This window comes from Shewanella sp. 10N.286.51.B2 (assembly GCF_041469265.1).
In the GTDB taxonomy this organism is placed as follows: Bacteria; Pseudomonadota; Gammaproteobacteria; order Enterobacterales; family Shewanellaceae; genus Shewanella.
In genome coordinates this window covers 15425-31294 of the sequence record NZ_JBFRKH010000043.1, presented here as the reverse complement: position 1 = coordinate 31294, position 15870 = coordinate 15425, and the positions used below count along the sequence as shown (strand labels likewise).

Genomic DNA, 15870 nt, shown 5'->3' with positions numbered 1-15870 from the left:
GCAGGCTTGCGGGCTATCGCTATGAGTAAGCTCAAAAGATAGCGATTAAGATCTCGTCTAATTTAGAGCTATGAATAGGCTTAGTGACAACCTCAGTACACCCCATGCTGATCATATCGATACGGGTTTGCTCAAAAGCATCTGCGGTACAGCCAATAATTAACGGCTCATTAGCCAAGTTTAACGCTTTAATTGCCTTGGTCGCGGCAATGCCGTCCATCACCGGCATATGATTATCCATGATCACCAAGTCAAAGTGTGTTGCTTGCACTTTATCGACACCAATTTGACCGTTTTCAGCGACCTCACAATCAAAGCCGCGTTTGTTGAGGAACATCTTCATCACTTTTACATTGATTTTATTATCTTCAACAATAAGCACTTTTAAACCTGAGCCATCAAACATAGAGCTATGATGACCTGTGACCTGTTGCGGTTTGGCATCTAATTTAATCGGTATACTCACTCTAAACTGGCTACCTACCCCCAGCTCACTATTGAGTTCTATGCTACCTCCCATAACATTCACCAGCTCAGAGATAATCGCCAGCCCCAGCCCAGTGCCGCCAAACCGACGGGTGGTATCCGCTTCAGCTTGAGAGAATGCCTGAAAAACATAATCTTGTTTATCTTTATTAATACCAATACCGCTATCAGACACAATAATTTCTAATAACGGCTCAGCCTCATTATTGATGACGTTAATTGACGCGGCAATATGGCCTTGAGGGGTAAACTTCCACGCATTATTGAGCAAGTTTTGTAGTATTTGTTGAATTCGGATCTTATCAGCGACACAAACTTTATCTTGCTCGCCTGCCGACTCAAAGCTAAATGCCAAGCCTTTTTCATCGCACAAGGCTTTATAAATCGGTTCAACTTCCGACTTGAGTTCGTTGATGGTAAAACGGGTTAAATTTAAGGTTAATTTCCCCGCTTCAATTTTTGAAAAATCCAAAATATCATTGAGCACAGATAGCATGTGCTTTCCTGATCTCAATAAGGTATTGACCATCTCTTCTTGTTCAACATTAAGAGAAGTGTCTTTAATCAGTTCTGTCATACCTAACACGCCATTCATTGGAGTGCGAAGCTCATGACTCATTGATGCTAAAAACTGCGATTTTGAGATATTTGCGGCATCGGCTTTTTTGGCAGTGAGTTTTAACGAGTCTTCCAATTCTTTGCGCTCAGTAATATCACGCTCAACCGCCATAAAACCTTCTAGCTCACCTGAATCATCATACAGCGGCCCAATTTGCACCTCTAACCAATAGGCTTCGTTACTCTTGGTGTAGTTAATTATCTCAAAAGTACCAAAGCCTCTATTTTTTATTAGCTCACCAATTTTACGAGCCGTTACTTTGCTAGTCTTTGGCCCTTGCAGTAAATCTGCGGGTTTCATGCCCAACACTTCATGTTTTTTATAGCCTGTCATCTTCTCAAATGCACCATTGACCCAAATTATTTTGATATCAGGATCGGTAAATACCACCGCATCTCGCATATATTTGACAACCCGCGCAAGTCGAGTTGATTCAGCCTCTTTATTTTTTAAATTTTCCGCCTGTTGCTCAAGTAATTGCTGTGAGCGAGCTAATGACTGAAAGGGGGATACTAAGATTTTTCTACCCAAAAAATACAAGAGTAAAATGGTCATACTGGTAGCAAGCAGCATTCTAAGAAATAAGCTTCGTAAGAAGTCTGACTCTATTTTTTCAACAAATTGTGGCGATGATGCATACAGAAGATAAATATCAAATTGGGGGATCATTTTCGCTTGAGTCTGCCAGCCACCCTGGGGAGACATAGCCCAGTTAAACCTGTCTTGTCTGATCCCAAACCAATGATTTTTATCTGCAATTAATCGACCTATTAATTGCGAGTCATTTAACTGGATAATATAAGCAGTCAAGCCCTCAGCTAATGCGTGATATCGTATCGGCTCAGTGATTAATAAGTAATCTTGGCCACGCTCGTTAAAAAAGATATAGTTGTTATCATTAAGAATTGACTCATCATTAATCCCCTCAACCAGGTAATGTCTTAGTTGCTCCCCAAGCTCAAACTCAAGATAAATGCCCTCGCCAGCAAAGTCATACAGGTTCACAAAAGTATCTACATCATGTGGTTTTATCAGTGATAGTTGGTCATGTAAGGTATGTTTATCAACAACACCTTCTAGCGTCGCGCTGATAACATCAGGGTAAGTGGATATTTTATTAACATCCCTTTCATGGGCGCCGATGAACTCGGCAACGTATTGTTCAATTGCAGAAAATTTACCTTTTAAATTCTCTTCATTGATGAGTTTTGCAGTTTCAGCGGCCTGATTGGACACAAAAATATAACTGGACGCCATAAAGGTAATGGCCCCCAACAAAATAAACAGCGAAAATAAATGCATTCCATTTTTTTTATCAAACCACATAATAAATTCGACGCCTTAGGCTTACTGCTCAATCAATTTAACCGCATTAATATCATCGTATATCGCCATACATAAATCGTTTTCATCTAGCGCCTCATGGGCATCTGGGGCGCTATGGCTAAATACACTAAATGGTGCCTGATATTGTTTTATTAATCCGTCAACCGGCGCTGTCATCGACTCCAGTGCCTGCTTCATTGCGATGCGATTAGTGACTATATTGTCAGTAAAACTGACATTATTGGCGGCTGCGATAAAAATTTTACCGAGATCATAACCATGAACAAAGCCTGCCGGCGATTTGATGTTTTTATCAACAAACTGCTCTGGAAACATAGCTTTAGCATCATTAAAAACCTGCTGATTAAAATCAGTTACCTCTGAGCTATAAAAATTAAAGCATGATTGTATGAAGTGTAAATTTGCTTTATTGCGGATCTCAAATGGCACCACAGTGGCAAAATCCCCACCGGTAATCCCCCAGTGACTGTATATTGAAATATCCAAACCCAGCTCAGCCACAGCGGCTACGATTAACGCCCCTTCTGTAGACCCTGCGACCATAAATAAGCAGTCAACTTGTTCTTTTTGGGCGGTTGCTAATAATAATCTTGCTTGCGCTGGGTTTATCCCCCAAGCAAACCAAGTTTCCCCCACTTCAGTCATGCCATAAGCCTCAAGGGCAGAAGTCATACTGCGATAATTAGATTTACCCCAAGCGGTATTTTCGAGCATCATGTGTGGTTTTTTACATTGTTTTTGCATCGCAAAATCAACTAAGTGCTTGCCAACTTTTTGATCATCTACCGAAAGCCGAAAAACAAAATTATCTTTTGAGGGGTATCGAGTAATTGGTCCACCAGCAGCCCAAGGGACAAGGGTGAGCAATTGTGACTCATTAATAAAATCTCGATATTTTATTAATGGCGGGGAATGCAGACCGCCTATAAACACTATCCCATTAGGATCTTTCAAAAAACGGTCCATATTCTTTTTGCTTCTGCCGACATTACCTCGATGATCTAAGGTGACAAATTCCACACCAAGGCCACCAAGTTTATTATCTGCCTGTTCAAATGCGACTTTAAAACCCTGTTCAATTGCTAATGACGATTCAATATGACCCGTTCTATCGGCATCAAAGTAAACTTTAAAAAACTTAGGAGAGGCGAGTATCTCGAGGGAATAACTAAATAATAGAAGCAAAAATACAATTTTAAGCATACTGACAATCCTTGGTTGGCATGCGGCAATTTTAGTCAAGCATCTTAGTTATAGCCTACCCTCTGAAAATAACCATATAAATTGTAATGCTATTTGTGCCAGTAACGCAGTCATGCCAAGCTAAGTTAGTTTGATACTCGTTAGGTTTGCCCTACTTTTCAGCCTTACGCAATTTGTATATCTAAGTTTTCAAGCTCATTAACTGAGTCCTTAACTGAGTTAGCTCGCTGCACAATAAACTCGCTAAACACCTTAATCGATTGGCTTTGTTGGTTTTCTGCTAGGCTAACAATACTGAACTTAGCATTCAGTTTCGGCATCAATTGCGGGCTAAGCTGCACCAAGGTGCCCGCTAATAATTCATCACGTACTGCTATTTCTGGAGTTAGCACTACTAAATCTGAATGAAAAATAGCGTCTTTAATTGAGTGAAGCTGATCAAAACGAATTAAACCGGCAAAATCATCTCTTTGTAATTGAAATAAGTCTTCAAATTGATTGGCGATGGTAATGGGCAATTTCAATGGGATCGCCAAAGGATAATCTCTAAATGTCGCTAAATATAATCTCGGCAGCTTAGTAAGCGGGTGATCAGGACGACAACAAAATATCACCGGAAATGGTGGCAGCGCTTGTAAGTGAAGTAATGGGTTATCTTCAAGCTCAGTCACTTTGGCTTCCGCAACAAACAAATCCAACTTTCCTTGAAGTAACAGCTCTGTTAATGATTGCCAATGATCCACTTTAAAATCAATGGTCATTTTGGGACAAGCCTGAATAAACTGCCCCAATATAGGGCCCACTAAACAGTTTGATGGAATAGGGCTGGCGCCAATGCTAATTTCATGCTCATTTTCACCATGAAAGCTGGCGATATCGCGTTTTAGTTTATCGTGCTGCTTTACAATGTTTTGGCTATGAGCTAATACCATTTCCCCCAAAGGGGTTAGCGTCATATTTTTAGAGTCGCGCTGAAATAGCTTACCACCAACTAATAATTCGAGTTTTTGCAAGCTTTTGGATAGTGACGGCTGAGTAATATTTAACTCTGCGGCAGCTTTATGAAAGTGTTTTAATTCAGCCAATACAACAAAGTATTTAATGTGACGTAATTCCATATCAATCCTACTTATATTTAAACTGAATTATTTAAATTAATATTTTCGTGCTAAAATTTATAAAATAATGTTCACCAACTAATCTTTATCAAATAACATAAAACACTAACTATTAAGCCAACTATTAAATAAATTATTATCTCTAGCTATAAAGATACTTAACGCTATTTAGCAGTAAAAATGTACCATTGTTATTATTTTATTAGTAAAGCTAATGGCGATAGTTCAATTAGCCTAATAATCACAACAATCACCCTGTAGTGACTGTTTCACTTTGTATCACCATAGGCGCCAAGTAAACTCAATTCACTCCATTTAATCTCTTATATAGCTGATATTTTTATCTAAAAAAAGTCAAACCATTGGTTTTTAAGCTTATTTATTTTATTATTTGATCGCTAGCCTTTATTGTTTTTCACAAAAACTATCAGTTGATTCATAAAATGCATTGGCCGCTAACGCAATTACACGTTAAATATTCATGTGACAAATTTGTTAAAAATTTGCATTCACAAATAATAACGGAAGAAACGACAATGAAACTGAACAAAGTTCATATAATGACCCTAGCGGCCATTTATGCGGGTGCTGCCGGAGCGAGTGCTGATAGCGCCAATGCTGATGGTGCATACTCGGCCAATATTAAGCCTATAGTTATTACCGATGCAATTAAGCAATATAACGACAATAAAAATAAAGATCGTTTATCTGGAGAGGTAGTGACACAAACTCGAAATAGTAATGGACGTAATGTTCATCGTGCTATTTCAAGTGTTGATCAAAAAGTTCCCTTTGTTTATGAAGATGATGTTGAAGGTGAGCAAACTTATATTATTCAGTTATCTGACAAGCCAGTTTCATTATATCAAGGCGGTGTTGCTGGATTAAATGCTACGACTCCTCGAACCAGTAAAATCCCGGCGGCATTAAGCCCACAGCTGCATGATAAAGTTGATATCAATAGTACCGATGTACAATCATATCGTAGTTACCTTAGTGAAAAACAAGCTAGCGTAAGCTCGCAAATTACCAGCTTGGTAGGTAACACTAAAACTATCGCTAACTATCAGCTTGCCTTTAACGGTATGTCGATGCGTATGACTCAAGATCAAGCAGCAAGCGTTGCCGGCTTATCTGGTGTTGTCAGTGTGACCCGTGAAATCATCTACCAATTACAAACTGATGTGGGTCCACAGCATATCGGCGCTGACAAGTTTTGGACCGGTGAAGTCACTGGCGAAGAATTTACCGGTAAAGGTATTGTTGTAGGCGTGCTCGATACCGGGATTAACACCGACCATGAATCGTTTGCAGCACAAGGCGATGATGGCTACGTACATCAATTACCAGCACGATATGATGGCTACATTGGTGATTGTGAGCTAGAAGAGTTTGCCAGCATGTGTAATGACAAGCTTATTGGTGTGCGCTCTTACCCTGTGATTACCGACACTTATAGCGATGAAAGTTTTCAACCTGATAAAGGCTGGTGGGAAATCGAAGGTCCATTAAGACCTGCAAATGGCGAAGATTACAACGGCCATGGTTCACACACCGCCTCTACCGCTGCCGGTAATATCATATTAGATAGTACCTATATGGTGCCTGATGTTGGCGTAACCAGTGACGGCAAACCAACGGACTTAATGTTACCGCGTATTTCAGGTGTCGCGCCGCACGCTAACGTCATTATGTACCAAGTGTGTCACCCAGGTGACGGCAGCTTTAATAATTATACCGGCTGCCCTGGTTCTGCATTACTTGCGGGTATTGAAGATGCAGTCGCCGATGGCGTAGATGTGATTAACTACTCAATTGGTACTGCTTATGGCGCATTCCCATGGGAAGACCCAATGGAGATGGCCTTTTTAGCAGCACGAGAAGCCGGTATTTCGGTATCAGCCTCAGCGGGTAACTCTTTTGACCCTTCTGAAGCAAATGTACGCCGCGGCGCAATTGATCACTTATCCCCTTGGGTGACCTCTGTTGCAGCAACCACTCATACACGTGAGTTTAGTGTTGAAGGTAAAATGCTTACTGGCGCAACTGGCGGCGAGCAAGAGCTACCAGAACTTGTTGGCGGCGGGATTACCGAAGGTTATACAGGCCCTGTGGTTGAAGCAAAAGCCTACGGCTGGGAATATGAAAAATGTAATGAAGCCTTCCCAGCAGGCTTTTTTGATAACTCTCCTGAAGGCATTCCATATGACACTGCGCCAATTGTAGTTTGTAAGCGTGGTGATATCGCTCGTGTACAAAAAGCCATTAACGTAGCCGAAGGCGGTGCAGGTGGTTTTATTTTACGTAACGCCAGCTCTACAGAGTCGGTTAATAACGACCCTTATGTGATCCCCGGTATTCACTTGCCTTATAGTGGTTATTATGGTGATGCTTCAACTAACTGGTTTGGTTTATCAAGCTGGTTATCTAAAGGCAGTGATCATCAGTTAACCATCACGGCTTCAAATGTGGTGACGACTGAACGTGTGCCTAATGCGTTAGCTGACTTCTCATCTCGTGGACATAACTTTGATAACCCTGAAGTCATGTCACCAAACCTTGCCGCTCCTGGTGTTGATATTTATGCGGCATGGGCTGATGAAATGCCGTTTTCTGGTGTTGGTATTCCAGGTGACTACAACACCATTAGTGGTACTTCAATGGCAGCACCTCATGTTGCAGGTGCAATGGCATTATTAAAGCAAGCACAGCCAAGTTGGACACCGGCACAAATTCAGTCAGCATTAATGATGACTGCGAATTTAGCTGAAGTGACTCGCACGGTTGAAACTTACCCCTTTGTTGATTTAGAGCCAGCAGGCTTTAGTGATGCAGGTAGTGGCGTGATTAACGTTGCTCGCGCATTTAAAGCGGGTTTAATCATGGACGAAACCGGTGATAATTACCGCGCGGCTAACCCTAAAAATGGCGGCACAGTCAATACCCTCAACGTGCCATATTTTTACAATGAAGGCTGTAGCGGTACTTGTACCATGATGCGTACATTTACAGCGACCGCAGATGGCAACTGGACTGTTGATGCACAAGCGTTAGCAATGGAAGGGGCTGACATGTTGTCGCTTGAAGTGTCACCTAAGACATTTAGTCTTAGCAAGGGTGAAACACAAGCCATCATGCTCACAGCAACAGTGTTAGAAGTGCAAGCACCGGGTGCAGATTCATCATCTCTACGCTTACTAGGTGATGTGACTATTACCCCAGCAAGCACGGATATGCCAATGCAACATTTACCGGTTAGCATTCGCTACAGTGGTACCAGTATGCCTGAAAATGTGGTCGGTAATATCCACCGTCAACAAGGGCATATTTTAACCCCTGAAATTAACACTGAAGAAATTCAAACCTTTAATAGCCGCATTAATGGCTTAGTTAAAGCTGAAATTTTTGATGTGCAAATGCAGCGCAGTGATGTGCGCGACTTAGACAATACCGCGCAATCACGTATTGATGATGGCCAAGTGGTTAACTTCTTTGACGTACCAGAAGGCACTAAGCGTATTGTGTGGGAAGTGGTTAAAGCTGACTATAATGCTTATGCATCAATCGATATTGGTATGGATGTCAATAACGACGGTGAAATCCAGTGGAATGAAGAAGCCATTTGTTATTCTCGTATTGATAACAACGATTACTGCGCGATCAATAATCCAACTCCAGGAACTTACTGGGCTTATGGCTCTAACTATAAGTATGATTATGAAGATGCAGCTAACCTTGCTGATAATATGACCTTCGCTTTAGCTATCATCGGTGATCAAGATGACGCTAATCTGACTGCCGTTGGCCCAGATTCATCAAATGGCATGGACCCTTACCGCGTACAGTTAAACTATGATTTAGCTGATGCTGTAGAGGGCGATGTTTATTATGGTTATGTGGGAATTGGTAGCGACAGCTATAACGATGATAACTTAGGTTATATCCCAGTACAGCTTATTCATGACGGTAGCGACACCGAAATTGAAGCAAGCCATACTAGTGCCAAGGCCGGTGATATTGTTGAGTTTGAAGTCAGCCTAGCGCCTAACTTGTTAGGTGGTGAGCGTCAGTTAACCTTAAGTACTGAACTCGCTTCAGGCTTCCAGTTAATTGAAGACAGCGTTCAGGTTTCTGGCTTACCACAATACACTGAAGACATGACAATTGATGGTAATACCATTGCCTTTAATACTGTGCAACCTTCGTCATTAGATACCCCACGTCACTATGTGTTTACCACGAGTCTAGAGGATGCGACGTGTCGTATTCCTGCGCAAATGCAGGCCGCGAGTGACACCTTTGTGGATGTACCAAGTGAGTTTGGTTTCTCTGATTTAGGCATTACTGGCTACTCTAACCAATATTTGAGTATTCCAATGTCAGCGAATGATTTACCTCACGTACCTTTATACGGTGCAGAGCAAGACATGCTGCATGACTTACTTGAAATCTCACCATTTGGTTATGTGAAATTTGACGAAATGCCAGATTTCTATAATTACCATTATGAGTTTAATGATGTGTTCCAAAGCTTCCCTGACACTATGGTTGCCCCATTGTGGCGTGGTGATGTGATGATGCCAGAAGTGGCATTCCGTGAAGATATCGGCGCAGTCACTAACCTAGTATATGGTGCTGTGGTTGATAATTATTATGTGTTCCAGTGGAAAGGTGGTGCAGAAATTAATAACCGCTTTACCGGTAACCGTAACCCAGATGCATCAGCTTACTTTGATGTTGAAACCATTATCTCAACTAAGTTAGATTTTGCCCCTGGTGCCCATGAAATCATGTTTGGTTATCAAGCGCTGCAAACGGCTAACGATCATTTTGGTTCAATTGGTCTACATGGTTATTACGGTGAGCGTGGCACCTACCAGCCTGTCGGTGGTTGGTACAATGACGGTTTTGCCTACAATAACGTTGATGAAAAAGTGGCTGAAGGCATGCTAGTTTGTGCTGATTATCAAGGCCCTGAAAGCTCAGCATTAACGGTTAGCTTCTCTGCCCGTGTATCAGCTGCAGCTGTTGGAATGGATAATGCAGTAAAGGTTAGCAGTCAATACGCTGATTCAGAGTTAGTGACGGTATCCCATACGGTTTCATCAGCAAGTAATATTCAAGTTGCAGGTTTTACAGACCAAGTAATTGAAGAGAATAGCTCTCTTACAATGAATGTTGTCTATGCTGACCTTAAAGGCACAGTCAATGGCATTATGGTGGCAGGTGATAACATCACTGCTAAAGTTGAAGGTGATAGCATCACGATTACCCCTGATGCTGACTGGTTTGGTGAAACCATGGTATCTGTAACTGTGCATGATATGGCTTACCCGTCTGATCAAGCAACCACCAGCTTTAAGCTAACGGTTAACTCTGATGGCGTAGAGCCTGTAGCGCCAGCACCTGAAGTTCCTGTTGTTGAAGAGAAAAAATCAAGCGGTGGTAGCTTAGGCTTCTTAGCATTAGGTGTACTAGGTTTATTCGCTGGTCGTCGCCGTAAGCTTCACTAAATATTAAGCTTCACGATTATATAGGCATGTTAAGCAAACAATACCTATGAGAAAGGCCCTCTGATGAGGGCCTTCTTTTTAGTTTGATTTTATTAAACCATGAAAATAACTACACTTAAACTCAGCTTTTAACCTTTAAGAACCGCGTTAATTTATAACGCTTATTCACTAAGTTCTCTCCCACCCAATACAAACCTGACAGTGATAAAAACAAGCCCATTAAGCCAAAAAACCAACTGAAAGGATTATTGAAACTGCCTTGATGTAAGTAATCCATAAAATGTAATTTGAACATCAAATCTGCCAGTTCAGTGTCGCTATTTTTGTGGCCAATTAACTGGCCATTAATGGCATTGATGTATATTCGTGTCTCAAGATCATCATCCATGTTGATTTGCCATAAGGGATTGCATTCTTTAGGCCACTCGCTAATCGGCGGCTTAAGTTTATTAGCACTGATAACGCTGCCAGGCCCCCTATAACTGTCGATGGCCAGCGTGGTTGCTAACGATAGGTCAATATGAATCACTTCACCGCTATAGGCATTCACTAAGGTTTGCTGCTGACACTCATGTTTATAACGCATTGCGGTTTCAGTCAGTAAATACACGGGATTGCTGTCCAATGATATGAGTGCTAATTGCTGTTGATTCGGATGGTTTGTCAGTACTTGCTTTGCCGTTATTAGTTCTGCAGCATTGAAATTATAGTCTTCATGGGCAGCATGATGACTATATGCCATGCCTTTTAGCGCCTCGTGTGGGGTGATATTAAAGTAAATACCAGTCCCTAGCCAAATCAAAAATTGTAGGCTAACTAACGCGCCTACCCAGTAATGCCAGACTCGGATCAAATGCTGTAACCGCTTGGCTTTCTTGCCTGGTATTTTACTTGTTCTCACGCTCGATTTAGCACTCATTTCACATACCTCTTTCGGCGTTGCCACACTAACACCAGGCCAGAAAAAACAGCGATAAATGCGCTTATTGAAGTATAAAAGAGTAACTGATTATCAATGGCTTCACCGTCGTTATAATCCATGATGTGCCACTTCCAAAACAAGTCAAACAAGCGCCAGTATTCATGTCGGCGGGTTACCACATCGCCACTTTTAGCGGATATATAGAGGGTTGTCATGCCAATATCATCAAACTCAGCTCGCCACACAGGTAGATGCCTTGCAGATAACTCAGCTGGTGCATTGTGTTCGATAAGGCTAATGGAGCTTAATTGGGTCGCTGAAACCGATGGTAAATATAAAGCTGCGATTTGACGTGCCTGTTGCTCATTAAAGCGTTCAAGTACCTGACCCGTTTGCGCATCGATGAGCAGCTTATCATCTGTTAAATTGACTTGATAAACCGCTTTACTAAGCACGCTTTTAAGGGATATTTGCTGGGCTTTAGGGTAATTTTGATAGACGTTACCTACCGAGTATTGCACTTGAGAAGGGTCAATAACTTCTACTTTGCTAACCACATGATCACTGCGAATAAAGCCAATATCCATCAACACAAAGTAGCTACCGGTCACGCTCCATATGATGATGGGAATCGCCAGCACCAGCATTAGCCACCGATGGAGAAAGTGGGCTGAGAATATTTTTCTATATGATTTATGGATAATCAAAATTTGTCGTTACCCTTGTTATTATTTTAATTTATGGTGCGAATACAGTTAATTTCCACTAAATAATAAGCGTCTAAATTACCTGAAACACCTTAATTTTCATAGAAATTTAATTGTGATACTTTCTTATCAAGGCTTCGCTCGATACTTTATTTTGTGTAAAGTATGCTTGCATATACCGAAAAAAATACTGCTTACCATACGAATAATTACACTGCTCGCTACACTAATAAATACAGTGCTAACCCACAAAAGGATTTACATGAAACTGCCTTTAAAACTCAACTCGGCTATCTTATTAATCATTTCTGCACCGATTGCTTTTGCAACCTATACGCCCTTGCCTGAGTCAGTTTCAAATAATGCCATCGCCAAAGTCACTACAGATAATGCCCAGTATTTACTGAGTTTTACCGGGCTTGCTGAAGCAAAAGATTATCTCGCGGTGCATAATAAAGCGTGGGCGCTTGATTTATCGAGTCCCAATAACCAATGGCAGCCCATTAAAGATGTTCCTTTTGTCGCGCCTTTGGCTGGAAGATTAGCTTCTATAGCTGTGGGTGTTGATGATCAAGCTTATGTTTTTGGTGGCTACACTGTGGCTAAAAATCATGAAGAAATTAGCACTGTCGATAATTACCGTTTCGACATCAGCGCTAATGAGTACCAACGTATTGCCGACATGCCCGTCGCTGTTGATGACACGGCTGCCAGTGTTTACCAACAACGCTATGTATATTTATTTGGTGGTTGGCACAACGACGGCAATGTTAATTTAGTGCAAGTGTATGACACTCAAACCGATACTTGGTCTCAGGCAAGTCCGATACCTGCCCCGGCGGTGTTTGGTCAAGCGGTGGCCATGGTTAACAATAAAATTGTCTTGTGCGATGGTGTGAAAGTTCAGGCTAATATAGGTAAACGTCGCAGCTATGCATCATCACCCGTGTGTTTATATGGTGAACTGAACCCAGAGAATCATTTAAGAATTAGTTGGCAATTACTGCCACATTATTCTGTTGCTAAGACGGCAAAAAGTGACATGAACAAGCCTGCTATTGCGCATTATAGAATGGCGGCAACAGGTGTAGGCTCTAATAAAAATAGCAATAAAGACAGTGATAGAGACAATAACAAAGCAGGCTACGCCATCTTTATTGGTGGCAGTGACAACCCATACAATTATAGTGGTATCGGTTATAACGGCGCTCCCAGTACCCCACAGCAATATCAATATAGCTTCGACTTTGCTAGCAACAGCTGGCTTACCCCAATAAGGCTTGCAACACCCTCAATGGATCATCGCGGCCTCATTTGTCATCAAGATAAGCTGCTAAGAATTGGCGGCATGGTGAGCGAGCAAAAAGTCAGTAATCTTGTGTTGAGCTCACCGCTAAAAACTGATCAAGGTTGCACTCAATAGCAGTACTCATAAAGAGACATATTGCGCCATAAAACGTGATCCAGATAACACTTTTATGGTGCTTGTATTGAGCAACTTAAAGATGCATATAATATGCATGTAAATTATATGCATCTTTGGAATATTCATGACCACAGCTTCAAGCTTTGAGCAATTACAGGCACTGCCCCTCGCATCACTCATTGATTATATTGAAGTGACTCATCATCAATATGTACGTGAAACGGCGCCTTTACTGGTGGAATACACCCAAAGAATGGTGCAAGCACATGCTAGCGACCATGCAGAAATTCAGCCTTTAGCTAACCTTGTACAGGCCTTGGTTTCAGACTTAATGCCACATCTTATGAAGGAAGAACAAATTTTGTTTCCTGCCATGAGACGTTTAGGTGATGGCTTGGAAGTGAACGGGTGCTTTGGTCATATCGGTAACCCAATCAATGCCATGGAACACGAGCATGACCATGCTGGCACCATCTTGCAACAATTACGAGAATTAACCCAAAACTATCAAGCTCCTGAAGGCGCTTGTAGTACTTGGCAGAAGTGTTACAAGACACTTGCTGAGTTTGATGCAGACTTACAGACCCATATTAATATTGAAAATAACCTGTTATTTCCAGCGGCATTAGCACTGTAAATAGAGCCAGATTTGTTTTATCCCAGTTTCATCATTGTTTTCGCTCCAATTTAACATTCATCATGTTTAATGGTTCTTGCTCCCCAGCAGAACCATTTTTTTTTGGCTATTTTTCGCCAAAAGCAGCCAAAAAAAATGCCCGTTAAGGCACTTATAATTTGAAAAACACAGTTCAAAGTAAGGGAGTTAAAATAAACTCTTTTACAAATAGATATTGCTAAAAATATTAGCCAAACAAGCTTGTAAGATCATCTAATTGATGGATTTCAATATGGGGTAAAATATATTTGGCTTGCCTGTTGTCACTCGCTTGATGATTTAACCACACACTTTGACAACCCGTTTTTCTGGCACCTAACACATCACTAATGGAGTGATCGCCAATATGCAGTAATTCACTGGGTTTAATGTCTAAGTGGCTACAACTGAGATCAAATAAGTCACTGTAAGGTTTCATCCTAACCCCATGACCGGGATGCAGCACAAATTGCAATACTTCATCAAGACCAATGCGCGATGCATCAACATTACCATTGGTAATACCCACTAACGGAAAGTGCTTTCCTAAACTGGCAAGGTAACTTAATACTTCATCCGTTATCTTAAAATCACTACGGTGAAAGCTAAAACATTGCATCCCTTGCTGGGCACCTTGGCTAGCTTGAGCTTCACTGTAGCCCCATAGCAGTAAGCCTTGGCGTAACACTTCATAGCGCGCGGCAGTGGTGTCATGGGCCAACTCTTGATGCTCTGCAATCACCTGAGATTTTAATAAGCGCCACTGGGAAACATCCCAATTTAACGGCGCTTTAAAGTTATCTTGCATAAAATGTGATAATTCAGCTTCAGCTTTAATAATGTGCGACACGTTGTCATACAGGGTGTCATCTAAATCAAAGCTAATAGCTTTAAACGGTTTCAGTCTTAGGTATTGTTTCATTATTTCCCCTTGGCTTTTTTCGCTCTAGGGTGAGCGCCATCATACACTTTCGCTAAGTGCTGAAAATCAAGGCTGGTGTAGATTTGGGTCGTTGACAGATTGGCATGACCCAGCAATTCTTGCACCGCTCTTAAATCAGCACTTGATTCAAGCATATGCGTTGCAAAGGAATGGCGCAATTTATGCGGGTGAACTTTTGCAGATAATGCTTGCTCCTGACCCCATTTATTCATCCGCAGTTGAATGCTGCGGTGAGATAAACGTTTTCCCTGTTGGCTGATAAATAACGCGTCACCGGCTTCAGCTGATGGCATTTCAGTCCGTGAATCAAGCCAAGTCTGTAACGCGCTAAGGGCTATTTTACCCACAGGTACAATCCGCTGTTTACTGCCCTTACCCATGACTTTGACTTCATGCTGCTGAAAATCAATATCGTGAATATCTAAACTCGCGAGCTCCGCCAGACGTAAGCCACTAGAATAAAACAGCTCCATGATGGCTTTATCTCGTTTACTCAAGGGGTCGCTAGCATCGATATCTAATAAATGCGTGACCGCATCTAAATCCATATTTTTAGGTAAAGGCTTAGCTTGCTTAGGGGCATTAAGGTTTTTCGCTGGATTGGCATTAATCACTTGCTCACGGACTAAAAACTCAAAGAATTGTTTTAAAGAAGATAAACATAAAGATAACGAGCGCGGGCTTAAGCCTTGGCGGTGAAGTTTGGCTAAAACGGCTTGTAATTGCTCACGGCTTACCGCCAGCCATGAATCATCATTCTCGGTTAATTCATCGTGAGTAAATATTATTTTGCTGGCACGATTAATTTCATACAGGTAATTGCGCACACTGTAGGGGGATAATTGACGTTCTGAAATAAGGTAGCGTTCAAATGAGGCTAACCAACTTAGCTGACTCATAACACTACCTCCAAGCAGATCATGATAAAGCT

At 41.6% G+C, this 15870-nt stretch carries 9 protein-coding genes and 1 pseudogene; 3 read left to right on the top strand and 7 right to left on the bottom strand.

What is annotated here, in order from left to right:
• Positions 1-31: 31 nt before the first annotated feature.
• The 3 genes from AB4140_RS11835 to AB4140_RS11825 form a co-directional block, all read right to left on the bottom strand.
• A complete protein-coding gene (locus tag AB4140_RS11835; RefSeq protein WP_372001050.1) occupies positions 32-2431 on the bottom strand; it encodes an ATP-binding protein in 2400 nt (799 codons plus the stop codon).
• Between the two features lie 21 nt (positions 2432-2452).
• Positions 2453-3655, bottom strand: a complete 1203-nt coding sequence (locus AB4140_RS11830) for an ABC transporter substrate-binding protein (protein ID WP_372001048.1) — start codon at positions 3653-3655, stop codon at positions 2453-2455.
• A 164-nt stretch (positions 3656-3819) separates the two neighbouring features.
• Entirely contained in the window at positions 3820-4773 is a 954-nt protein-coding gene (locus AB4140_RS11825) for a LysR family transcriptional regulator (protein WP_102519929.1), read from the bottom strand.
• 536 nt (positions 4774-5309) lie between these two features.
• Between AB4140_RS11825 and AB4140_RS11820 the strand changes: the two genes are divergently transcribed.
• Entirely contained in the window at positions 5310-10286 is a 4977-nt protein-coding gene (locus AB4140_RS11820; protein WP_372001046.1) for a S8 family serine peptidase, read from the top strand.
• A 121-nt stretch (positions 10287-10407) separates the two neighbouring features.
• Here the strand turns inward: AB4140_RS11820 and AB4140_RS11815 are convergent, their stop codons facing one another.
• Together AB4140_RS11815 and AB4140_RS11810 are read right to left on the bottom strand one after the other, a co-directional pair.
• A complete protein-coding gene (locus tag AB4140_RS11815; RefSeq protein ID WP_102440227.1) occupies positions 10408-11205 on the bottom strand; it encodes a PepSY domain-containing protein in 798 nt (265 codons plus the stop codon).
• Entirely contained in the window at positions 11202-11855 is a 654-nt protein-coding gene (locus tag AB4140_RS11810) for a peptidase (protein WP_102440228.1), read from the bottom strand. The genes AB4140_RS11815 and AB4140_RS11810 overlap by 4 nt, the downstream gene beginning before the upstream one ends.
• A gap of 322 nt (positions 11856-12177) precedes the next feature.
• On the opposite strand from AB4140_RS11810, the gene AB4140_RS11805 reads away from it, so the two are divergent.
• Entirely contained in the window at positions 12178-13338 is a 1161-nt protein-coding gene (locus tag AB4140_RS11805) for a Kelch repeat-containing protein (RefSeq protein ID WP_372001043.1), read from the top strand.
• 151 nt (positions 13339-13489) lie between these two features.
• A pseudogene (locus tag AB4140_RS11800) lies at positions 13490-13978 on the top strand (hemerythrin domain-containing protein); the annotation flags it as partial.
• 226 nt (positions 13979-14204) lie between these two features.
• Here AB4140_RS11800 and AB4140_RS11795 read toward each other — a convergent pair.
• Both AB4140_RS11795 and xerC read right to left on the bottom strand, forming a co-directional pair.
• Positions 14205-14918, bottom strand: a complete 714-nt coding sequence (locus tag AB4140_RS11795) for an HAD-IA family hydrolase (protein ID WP_372001041.1) — start codon at positions 14916-14918, stop codon at positions 14205-14207.
• Positions 14918-15838, bottom strand: a complete 921-nt coding sequence (xerC, locus tag AB4140_RS11790) for a tyrosine recombinase XerC (RefSeq protein ID WP_372001039.1) — start codon at positions 15836-15838, stop codon at positions 14918-14920. Before xerC ends, AB4140_RS11795 begins: the two co-directional genes overlap by 1 nt.
• Positions 15839-15870 lie beyond the last annotated feature (32 nt).

Excerpts from the sequence above, each read along its gene's own strand:
- AB4140_RS11815 (WP_102440227.1), bottom strand. The coding sequence starts at position 11,205 with ATGAGTGCTAAATCGAGCGTGAGAACAAGTAAAATACCAGGCAAGAAA.
- AB4140_RS11805 (WP_372001043.1), top strand. The coding sequence starts at position 12,178 with ATGAAACTGCCTTTAAAACTCAACTCGGCTATCTTATTAATCATTTCT.
- AB4140_RS11810 (WP_102440228.1), bottom strand. The coding sequence starts at position 11,855 with ATGCTGGTGCTGGCGATTCCCATCATCATATGGAGCGTGACCGGTAGC.
- AB4140_RS11835 (WP_372001050.1), bottom strand. The coding sequence starts at position 2,431 with ATGTGGTTTGATAAAAAAAATGGAATGCATTTATTTTCGCTGTTTATT.
- AB4140_RS11820 (WP_372001046.1), top strand. The coding sequence starts at position 5,310 with ATGAAACTGAACAAAGTTCATATAATGACCCTAGCGGCCATTTATGCG.
- AB4140_RS11825 (WP_102519929.1), bottom strand. The coding sequence starts at position 4,773 with ATGGAATTACGTCACATTAAATACTTTGTTGTATTGGCTGAATTAAAA.
- AB4140_RS11795 (WP_372001041.1), bottom strand. The coding sequence starts at position 14,918 with ATGAAACAATACCTAAGACTGAAACCGTTTAAAGCTATTAGCTTTGAT.
- xerC (WP_372001039.1), bottom strand. The coding sequence starts at position 15,838 with ATGAGTCAGCTAAGTTGGTTAGCCTCATTTGAACGCTACCTTATTTCA.
- AB4140_RS11830 (WP_372001048.1), bottom strand. The coding sequence starts at position 3,655 with ATGCTTAAAATTGTATTTTTGCTTCTATTATTTAGTTATTCCCTCGAG.